This is a genomic window from uncultured Sphingomonas sp. (assembly GCF_937871615.1).
GTDB lineage: Bacteria > Pseudomonadota > Alphaproteobacteria > Sphingomonadales > Sphingomonadaceae > Sphingomonas.
Map to the genome: position 1 here is coordinate 1 of NZ_CALMPA010000018.1, position 9,090 is coordinate 9,090.

At 71.3% G+C, this 9,090-nt stretch carries 9 protein-coding genes and 1 pseudogene; all 10 read left to right on the forward strand.

The window, feature by feature from the left end; all coding sequences use genetic code 11:
• The first annotated feature begins 132 nt into the window (after positions 1-132).
• Positions 133-525, forward strand: a complete 393-nt coding sequence (locus Q0316_RS03550) for a DUF3168 domain-containing protein (RefSeq protein WP_298669801.1) — start codon at positions 133-135, stop codon at positions 523-525.
• Entirely contained in the window at positions 525-932 is a 408-nt protein-coding gene (locus Q0316_RS03555; RefSeq protein WP_298669804.1) for a phage tail protein, read from the forward strand. The genes Q0316_RS03550 and Q0316_RS03555 overlap by 1 nt, the downstream gene beginning before the upstream one ends.
• Positions 929-1,240 carry a gene transfer agent family protein gene (locus Q0316_RS03560; protein WP_298669807.1) on the forward strand — a complete coding sequence of 104 codons (312 nt, stop codon included), beginning with the start codon at positions 929-931 and terminating at the stop codon, positions 1,238-1,240. The genes Q0316_RS03555 and Q0316_RS03560 overlap by 4 nt, the downstream gene beginning before the upstream one ends.
• Before the next feature lie 74 nt (positions 1,241-1,314).
• On the forward strand, positions 1,315-1,533 hold the full coding sequence (locus tag Q0316_RS03565) for a phage tail assembly chaperone (RefSeq protein ID WP_298669825.1): 219 nt from the start codon (positions 1,315-1,317) through the stop codon (positions 1,531-1,533).
• A complete protein-coding gene (locus Q0316_RS03570) occupies positions 1,526-2,083 on the forward strand; it encodes a tail tape measure protein (RefSeq protein ID WP_298669810.1) in 558 nt (185 codons plus the stop codon). Before Q0316_RS03565 ends, Q0316_RS03570 begins: the two co-directional genes overlap by 8 nt.
• Positions 2,083-4,336, forward strand: a pseudogene (locus Q0316_RS03575) (DUF2460 domain-containing protein). Before Q0316_RS03570 ends, Q0316_RS03575 begins: the two are co-directional and overlap by 1 nt.
• A 1-nt stretch (position 4,337) precedes the next feature.
• On the forward strand, positions 4,338-5,132 hold the full coding sequence (locus Q0316_RS03580; RefSeq protein ID WP_298669813.1) for a DUF2163 domain-containing protein: 795 nt from the start codon (positions 4,338-4,340) through the stop codon (positions 5,130-5,132).
• 390 nt (positions 5,133-5,522) lie between these two features.
• The gene (locus Q0316_RS03590; protein WP_298669816.1) at positions 5,523-7,658 is read left to right on the forward strand and encodes a phage tail protein; all 2,136 of its coding nucleotides are present in this window, start codon (positions 5,523-5,525) and stop codon (positions 7,656-7,658) included.
• Between the two features lie 13 nt (positions 7,659-7,671).
• Positions 7,672-8,172: a DUF2793 domain-containing protein gene (locus Q0316_RS03595; protein ID WP_298669819.1), complete on the forward strand. Its 501-nt coding sequence runs from the start codon at positions 7,672-7,674 to the stop codon at positions 8,170-8,172.
• A 112-nt stretch (positions 8,173-8,284) separates the two neighbouring features.
• On the forward strand, positions 8,285-9,090 hold an 806-nt coding region (locus Q0316_RS03600; RefSeq protein WP_298669822.1), incomplete at its 3' end, for an outer membrane beta-barrel protein.

The window sequence follows — 9,090 nt, forward strand, 5'->3', positions numbered from 1 at the left end:
GGTGGCGGGGCAATTGGCGGCGGCGGTGCGCGAGGCGCTGCCCGGCGTGCGCGTGGTGCGTGAGGGCGCGCGCGTGACGATCACCGGGCGCGGCGTGCTCTCGCGCCTGCGCTGGCCGGGAGGGCTGGTGCGATGAGCGCGCATGAAACGGTGCAGGCGGCGGCGGTCGCGGCGTTGCGCGCGGTGCTTGGCGAGGTGGCGGTGTTCGATGCGCCGCCGGTGCGCGCCGCGCTGCCGCACGTTGTGATCGAGCCGCCAATATTGGTGGACTGGAGCGCGAAGGACTGGCGCGGGCGCGAGGGGCGGCTCGTCGTCTCCGCGCATGATCGCGGCGAGCGCCCGGCGCGGCTGCGCGAGCTGGCGGCGGCGATCGAGGACGCGGTGGAGGCGATGCCGGTGGCGCTGGGCGATGGCTGGCGGCTCGTTTCGGCGCGGCTCGTGCGCAGCCGGATCGCGCGCGCGGGCGACGATCGCTGGGCGGCGACGAGCGAATTCACGGTGCGAATCTATCGGGAGAACATGTGATGGCGGTGGAGAAGGGAAGCGCGTTCCTGCTCAAGGTGAGCGACGGGGGCAGCCCGCCCGCGTGGCAGACGGTCGCGGGGATGCGGACGACGCAGATGAGCGTCAACGGCGAGGCGGTCGTCGTCACCAACAAGGGATCGGGCGGGTGGCGCGAACTGCTGTCCGGCGCAGGGGTGCGCAGCGTCAGCGTTTCGGCGGCGGGCGTGTTCACGGGATCGGTGGCCGAGACGCGGGTGAAGGCCAATGCGCTGGCCGGCGCGCTCGACGATTATCGCCTGACCTTCGAGAGCGGGGAGACGATGACCGGGCGTTTCCTCGTCACGCGGCTGGATTATGCCGGCGATTTCAACGGCGAGCGTTCGTACACGCTGGCGCTGGAAAGCTCCGGCGCGGTGGTGGCGGCATGAGCGCGGCCAATCCCGCGCGGGGCGAGGCCGTGCTGCGCGTGGCGGGCGAGATGCTCAAGCTGCGCCCGACCTTCGCGGCGCTGGTGGCGGCGGAGCAGGAACTGGGGCCGCTGCTCGCGCTGGTCGAGCGGGCGGCGTCGGGGAAGCTCTCGCTGGGCGAGATCGTCGCCTTGTTCTGGCATTGCCTGCACGATCGGCCCGAGGGGCTGACGCGCGAGCGGCTGGGCGAGGCGGTCGCGGCGAACGGGCTGGCCGCCGCGACCCCGGCGCTGAAGGCGCTGCTCGGGCAGATATTGCGCGGGAAATGAGCGGTTCCGATCGGCGGCGCCGGCCTGCGCCCCCGCCCGACCTCCCAAAGGATACATTCTTGGAGGGAGACCAGGTGGCGGAGCGGACCGACACCGCGCTTTTCACCGACGGTGCCGCCCGGCTCGCCGGGCTGGCGGGGGTGGCGTTCGGCTGGTCGCCCGACGCCTTCTGGCGCGCGACCCCCGCCGAACTGGCCGCGCTGGTGCGCGCGGCGACCGGCGATGACGCCGCCGTCGACCCGCCCGACGCCATGACGATCACGCGAATGAGGGAGGCGTTTCCCGATGGATGAGGAAATCGAACGGCTGGTGGTGAGCGTGCGCGCCGATACCGCCGGCTTCGCGCGCGACGTGGGCGCGATGCGGGGCGAACTGGAAGGCCCGCTGGCGAGCGGCGCGGATCGCGCGGGGCGCGCGATCGAAAATGTGCTGCTGCGCGCGACGCGGACGGGGAAGCTCGGCTTCGAGGATCTGAAGAAGGTCGCGCTGTCGGTGATGTCCGAGGTGGCGGCATCGGCGCTGCGCGGCGGGATCGAACAGATCGGCGGCGGCGGCGGCGCGGGGCTGGCGGGCGCGATCATGGGCGTGCTTGGCGGTGCACCGGGGCGGGCGACCGGCGGGCCGGTGTCGCCCGCACGCCCCTATTGGGTCGGCGAGCGCGGGCCGGAATTGTTCGTGCCGACCGCGAGCGGGGCGATCGTTCCCGCGGCGAATGGTGCGCGCGATGTGCGCGTGGCGATCACGATCAACGCCGCCGGCGATGCCGCGCCCGGCGTGCTCGCCCGATCGAGCCGGCAGGTGGCGCGCGCGGTGCGCGCCGCGCTTGAGGAGGCGCGCGACTGATGGGACATTGGCTGTGCCGCGAACGGCGGCATCAGGCGGCGGGCGCGATCACGCGCTTCGATCCGCGTTTCTGGACGGTGAATTTCCCGCGCCCGATGATGGCGGCGGTGACGACCATCGCGCCCGATGCGCTGCGCGTCGATTGCGCTTTCTATCGCCAGGACGATCTCGCCGGGCTGATCTGGGAAGCGGAGGATCGTTATGACCATCCGCTGCTCAAATATGAAACCGCGCGCGATTTCCGCGATTGCCGGCTGAGCTTCCGCTGGCGATCGGGCGGCATTCGCGCGCTCGATGCGCTCCACGGCCCGGTGCTGACGATCGAGGGGCGCGACGCGGCGGGCAACCCGCGATCCTGGTACGTCCGCCTGTGGAATTACGCGCAGGGCAGCCCGGAGGACGCGCAGGTCACGATCGACTTCGCGCAGGTCGTCGGCGGATTCGCGCTGCCGGCGGAAGCGGACCCGGTGTGGGCCGGGGATATCGACCGGATGTTCGTCTCGCTCGTGCCGCCGGATTACAGCGCGAGCGACGCGCCGCTCGCCGCCCCGGCGGAGGGCTGGGCGGAGATGAGCGCGATCCGCTGCGACGGCGCGGGCGCGGTGATCGCGATCGGGGAGGCGATCGCGCCGGAACACGGCCTGGGCATCGCGAGCGGCTATGACGACAGCTATAACCTGACGCCCGCGCGGCTGCTGCGGAACGCGCTGCACCTCGGCTATCGCGGGCGGATCGTCCATTATGTCGGGATGAGCCATTATTTCCGGCTCGCGGGCGGGCTGGTGGACCTTGGCGGCGGCGCGCTCAACGTGGCGTGCGCGGCGTGGCATCGCGATTTCGCGGGGCGGGCACGGGAACTTGGCTTCGATATCATCTGGTCGCTCAGCTACGAATTGTTCGACGCGCATTGCCCGGAAGCGTGGAAGCAGCGCGCGGCGGATGGCGCGCCCGCGCTGACGGGGTGGTCGCCGCCGTCCACCCTGCTGTCACCAACGGATGAGGGGGCGATGGCCTATCTGCGCGCGGTGGCGCAGGCGTTCGTTTCGATCGGCATAGCGGCGGGGCTGGCGGCGAAATTCCAGGTGGGCGAGCCATGGTGGTGGATCATGCCCGACGGGCGGCCATGCCTTTATGATGAAAGCGCCGTGGCGGCGTTCGCGCCCGTGCCAATGGCCTCGATCCGGGGCAACAAGAACGGGCAACAGATCGCGACGCTGAACGCGGCGGGCGCGGCGCTGGCGGCATCGACGGCGGCGCTGTGCGCGGCGGTGCGCGCGGTGGCGGCGGAATGCGAGACGTATCTGCTCGCCTATCTGCCGACGGTGCTGGACGCGGAGGCGCCACATGCGAAGCGCGCGAACCTGCCGACCGGCTGGGCCGCGCCCGCGTTCGATGTGCTTCAGCTTGAGGATTATGACTGGGTGACGGCGGGGGACACCGCTTCATCCCGCGATGGCGCGCGCGGCGGGCGAGCGGCTGGGCTATCCGCCGGGCGCGCAGGAATACCTCGCCGGCTTCGTGCTGAACGCAAGCGACGCGGCGCAATGGCGGCTGATCGACGCCGCCGCCGAAGCCGCGCGGCGGCGCGGTGTGCGCCGCGCTTACTTCTGGGCCTTGCCGCAGGTGATGCGCGACGGGCTGGTGCATTGGGATGAGGAGGCGGATGTGGACGCATTCGATGACGTGCTGTTCCCGCTCGCGCTGGGGCGCGAGGCGGAGGTGGCGCCGGAATATTCCACCGCGATCGTGACGAGCGCGGGCGGGCGCGAGACGCGCAATGTCGCCTGGGCGGAGGCGCGGACCCGCTATGATGTCGGGCCGGGGGTGAGGAGCGAGGCGGACATCCGCGCATTGCTCGATTTCTTCCGCGCGCGCGGCGGCCCGGCGCGCGGGTTTCGCCTGCGCGATCCGTTCGATGCCGATGCGGCGGATGCGGCGATCGGCACGGGCGACGGCATCACGCGGCGTTTCGCGCTGGTGAAACATTATGGCGATGCCGCGCGGCGGATCACGCGCCCGGTGGCGGGGAGCGTATCGGTGAAGGTCGCGGGCGTCGCGACGGCGGCGTTCGCGCTGGAGGCGGGCGGGATGGTGGTGTTCGATGCCGCCCCGGCGGCGGGGGCTGCCGTCACCGCCTCGTTCCAGTTCGACGTGCCGGTGCGCTTCGCCGAGGACCGGCTGACCGTGACGCGCGCGACCTTTCTCGCCGGGGCGGCGCCCTCCGTCCCGCTCGTCGAAATCCGGGAGGGGTGAGATGGACCGGGTGACGCAACTCGCGATCTGCTGGCGCGTCGAGCGGCGCGACGGGGTGGCGATCGGGCTGACCGATCACGATCGCGATCTGGCGATCGACGGCATGGTCTATCGCGCCGCGCCGGGGATGACGCCTTCCGCCGTGGTGCGCGGCGATGGCCTCGATCCGGCGACGATGGAGGCGAAGGGCGCGCTTTCCAGCGCGGCGATCACCGAACGCGATCTGGTCGCCGGGCGGTGGGACGGCGCGCGGGTTGCGATCTTCGCGGTGGATCGCGGGGGCGGCGCGCCGGTGCCGCTGGGCGAGGGGACGATCGGCGCGGTCGAACTGAGCGAGAACGCCTTCACCGCCGAATTGCGCGGCGCGGCGGCGGCGCTCGACCGACCCGCGACCGAGGCGACCTCGCCCGATTGCCGCGCCGAACTGGGCGACCGGCGCTGCCGCGTGGCGATGGCGGGGCGACGGCGGTTCGCGCACGTTACGGCGACGGATGAGGAAGTGATTACGCTCGATCGGGTGGAGCCGTCGCCCGATGCTTATGGCGGCGGCCTGCTGCGCTGGTTCGGCGGCGCGAATACCGGGTTCGAGAGCGCGGTCACGATGTCGGCGGGCGCGGGCGTGACGTTGCGCAATTTGCCGCCGTTCGCGGTGGAAAACGGCGCGCTGGTAGAACTGATCGAGGGTTGTGACAAGACGATCGCTACCTGCGCGGCGCGCTTCGGCAATGCGGCGAACTTTCGCGGCGAGCCGTATCTGCCCGGCATTGACCTGCTCACGCGGTATCCCGGCGGATGACGCGGGCGGATCGCATTGTGGCGGCTGCGCGCGCGACGATCGGGGCGCGCTTCCGCCCGCATGGACGCGATCCGGCGCTGGGCGTGGATTGCGTCGGCGTGGCGGCATGGGCGCTGAAGGCGGGCGGTTATCGCGGGCGCGTGCCAGCGGGCTACGCGCTGGCGGCGGGCGAGGCGGCGATCGCGCCGGATATGCTCGCCGGGCTGGCGCCATGCGCGGGCGATGCGCCGGGCGATCTGTTGCTGTGTCGCGCCGGGAGCGGGCTGCACCTCGCGATCGCGACGGGCGAGGGCTTTGTTCACGCCGATGCCGGGTTGCGGCGCGTGGTCGAGCGGCCAGGCGCGCCGCCCTGGCCGGTAATCGCGGCATGGCGGATTGAGGGGAGTGACGATGGCGACTTTGGTGCTGACGGCGGTGGGCACGGCGATCGGCGGGCCGATCGGCGGCGCGATCGGGGCGATGATCGGGCGGACGGTGGACAGCGAATTGCTGTTCAGGCCCAAGGGGCGCGAAGGCCCGCGGCTGACCGAATTATCGGTGCAGACATCGAGCTACGGCACGCAGATTCCGAAACTGTTCGGGACGATGCGGGTGGCGGGATCGGTGATCTGGGCGACGGATCTGGTGGAGCATCGCACGCGTAGCGGCGGGGGCAAGGGGCGACCGAGCGTTACCAGCTACAGCTATACCGCCTCGTTCGCGGTGGCCCTGTCGGCGCGGGCGATCCTGGGCGTGGGGCGGATCTGGGCGGACGGAAAGCTGCTGCGCGGCGCGGCGGGGGACTGGAAAAGTGCTGCCACCTTCCGCCTGCACAACGGTGGCGAGGATCAGCCCGCCGATCCGCTGATCGCCAGCGCGGAAGGGGCGGGGCTGACCCCGGCGCATCGCGGCATGGCCTATGCCGTGTTCGAGGATCTGGCGCTGGAAGATTTCGGCAACCGCATCCCATCGCTCACCTTCGAGGTGACGGCGGATGCCGGGCCGGTTTCGATCGGCACGATCGCCGAAGCGACGAGCGGCGGCGTGGTGCGCGATGCAGGCGCAGCGGCGCTGCTCGACGGCTTTTCGGCCTATGGCGATACCGCGCGCGCGGTGATCGACACATTGGGGCAGATCGGCGGATGCCGCTTCGCGCCGGTCGGCGATGGCATCGAGATGCGCGGGCCGGGGGCGGGCGCCGTCCTGACCGTCGAGGATGCAGGCGCGGCGGGGGAAAAGCGCGCGCGCTCGATCCGCCCGATCGAAGCGGTGGCGCAGGCGATATCGGTCGCGCATTATGATCCGGCGCGCGACTATCAGACCGGGGTGCAGCGCGCGACGCGGCCCGGCGCGGGTAGCCGGCGCGAAACGATCGACGTGCCCGCCGCGATCGGCGCGGGTGCGGCGAAAGCGGTGGCGACCGCGATGCTCGCCCGCGCCGAGGCGGAGCGCGTGCACCGCCGCATCGTGGGGGATGCGAGCGCGATCACGATCGGCCCCGGCGATCGCGTGGCGATAACGGGGGAGAACGGGCGGTGGCGGGTCGCCAGTGCCTCGCTGGAGAGGATGGCGACGACGCTGGAACTGGTGGCGGAGCGCGCGGCGACCCTGCCGGCGATGGCGAGTTCGGGCCGCGCTCTGCCGGCGCCCGATGCCGTGGCGGGGGCGACGATCCTCGATGCGTTCGAATTGCCGGCGCTGGATGAGGCGTTGCTGAGCGAACCCCGGCTCACGATCGTCGCCGCCGGCACCGCGCCGGGCTGGCGCCGCGCGGCGCTCAGCTACAGCTTCGACGACGGCGCGAGCTGGACCTCGATCGGCGCGACCGCCGCGCCCGCGACGCTTGGCGCGCTGATCGAGGACTTGCCGGAAGGGACGGTGACATTGCGCGACCAGCGCGGCGCGATCATCGTCGAACTGGCGCATGACGGCATGTCGTTGCGGGGCGCCGATCCGGCGGCGCTCGATCGCGGCGCCAATCTCGCGCTGGTCGGTGACGAACTGGTGCAGTTCGCGACGGCGGAGCAACTTGCGCCGCGCCGCTGGCGGCTGGGCGACTTGTCGCGCGGGCGGCGCGGGACGATCGCGACCGGCCATGATGCCGGGGCGCGCTTCGTGCTGATCGAGCCGGAAACGGCGGTGGCGATCACGCTTTCGGCATCGCCGGGGCAAAGGCTGCGCGTCGCGGCGGACGCCGTCGCCGATACGGCGGAGATCGAACTGGCGCTGACCGGCGCCTCGATCCTGCCGCCGTCGCCGGTTCACCTGCGCGCTGAAGCGCAGCCCGATGGCGGCGCGCTGCTGCGCTGGCGGCGACGCGCGCGCAGCGGATGGCGCTGGCGCGATGGCGCGGACGCGCCGCTCGGCGAGGAACGCGAGCAATATCGCGTGACGGTGATGGCGGGCGCGCTGCCCCCGCGCATCGTGGAAACCGCCGCCCCCGCCGTGGCCGTTACCGCCGCCGAGCGCGCGGGCGGCCCGGTCTCGATCAGCATCGTCCAGATCGGCACCAACGGCGCTTCGCCGCCCGCGACGATAATCATCTGACAAGGAGAATGCGATGAGCGACGACCGATCACCGCGCCTCGCGCTGCCGCTGTTGCAGCCGGGGCAGGCGCAAAAGGAAACCGATCACAACGAGGCGCTCGCCATGCTGGAGATCGCGGCGCAGGCCGGGGTGAACGCGGTGGGGGTGGATGCGCCGCCCGCCGATCCCGCGCCCGGCGAATGCTGGATCGTCGGCCCCGCGCCCACCGGCGACTGGACTGGCCATGCCGATGCGATCGCGGGATGGACGGCAGGCGGCTGGCGGTTCGTTTCGCCGCTGCCGGGCATGGCGGCGTGGAGCATCGCGGATAGTTTGCCGGCGCGCTATCTCGCGGGCGGCTGGCGGCTCGGTGAAATCCACGCGACGCGGCTGATGGTCGGCGGGGTTCAGATCGTCGGCGCGCGCCGCGCGGCAATTCCCGATCCGACCGGGGGCGCGATCGTCGATGGCGAAGCGCGCGATACGCTGCGCACGGTGCTGCTGACGCTGCGCGAGCATGGCCTGACAGCTTGAGCCATAGTTGCCTTTATGCAACAATTCTAGGTCATTGCGTGCTTGCGTGGAAACTATCCTTTAGGTAGTGAGTTTGCGTTGTCCGTAGTGACACCATGGAAAGGGGATTATGATGCGGAAGCTTGCCGTTGTAGTGGCACTTGCCTCCACCGCACTTGCTTCGCCGGCGCTCGCGCGTGACAAGGCGTGGTACGTCGGCGCCGATTTCGGCGGGATGATCGTTGAGGATATCAACTATAACATCGCCAATGCCGCGCCGGCGCTGACCGGCACGTCGAAGGTCGATCATCATTATGGTTGGGATTCCGATGGCGTGATCGGTTACGACTTCGGCGGCTTCCGCCTCGAAGCCGAAGTCGGTTACCGCACCGCACGCGTCGAGGGCTATCAGCCCAGCGCGCTCACGCCGATCGCAGGTGGCGGCACGCTCCCGGCGCGCTTGTACAGCGGCGCTGGTGGTCGTTCGTCGGCGCTCAGCTTCATGCTGAACGGCTTGCTCGATTTCGGTCCGGATGATGGCCTGCAGGGCTTTGTCGGCGGTGGTGCCGGCGTCGCTCGCGTAAAGAGCCGCATTGATCTGGGCACCGCCGGTTCGCCGCTCGACGATTCGGACAGCGTGTTCGCATGGCAGGCGATCGCGGGCGTCCGCGCGCCGCTGACCGACCGTATCGACGTGTCGCTGAAGTATCGCTACTTCAACGCGAACAAGGTCAAGCTGACCGACATCGCGGGTTCGGCATATGATGGCCGGTTCCGGTCGCACAGCCTGCTGGGTGGCCTGACCTACAACTTCGGTGAGCCGGCTGCTCCGCCGCCGCCGCCCCCGCCGCCGCCTCCGCCCCCGCCGCCTCCCCCGCCTCCGCCGCCGCCGCCGCCGGAAGTGGTGTGCTCGCCGGGTCCGTTCATTGTCTTCTTCGA

Coding starts and splice junctions, on each gene's coding strand:
- Q0316_RS03580 (WP_298669813.1), top strand. CDS start 4,338: ATGGACCGGGTGACGCAACTCGCGATCTGCTGGCGCGTCGAGCGGCGC.
- Q0316_RS03590 (WP_298669816.1), top strand. CDS start 5,523: ATGGCGACTTTGGTGCTGACGGCGGTGGGCACGGCGATCGGCGGGCCG.
- Q0316_RS03570 (WP_298669810.1), top strand. CDS start 1,526: ATGGATGAGGAAATCGAACGGCTGGTGGTGAGCGTGCGCGCCGATACC.
- Q0316_RS03555 (WP_298669804.1), top strand. CDS start 525: ATGGCGGTGGAGAAGGGAAGCGCGTTCCTGCTCAAGGTGAGCGACGGG.
- Q0316_RS03560 (WP_298669807.1), top strand. CDS start 929: ATGAGCGCGGCCAATCCCGCGCGGGGCGAGGCCGTGCTGCGCGTGGCG.
- Q0316_RS03595 (WP_298669819.1), top strand. CDS start 7,672: ATGAGCGACGACCGATCACCGCGCCTCGCGCTGCCGCTGTTGCAGCCG.
- Q0316_RS03550 (WP_298669801.1), top strand. CDS start 133: ATGAGCGCGCATGAAACGGTGCAGGCGGCGGCGGTCGCGGCGTTGCGC.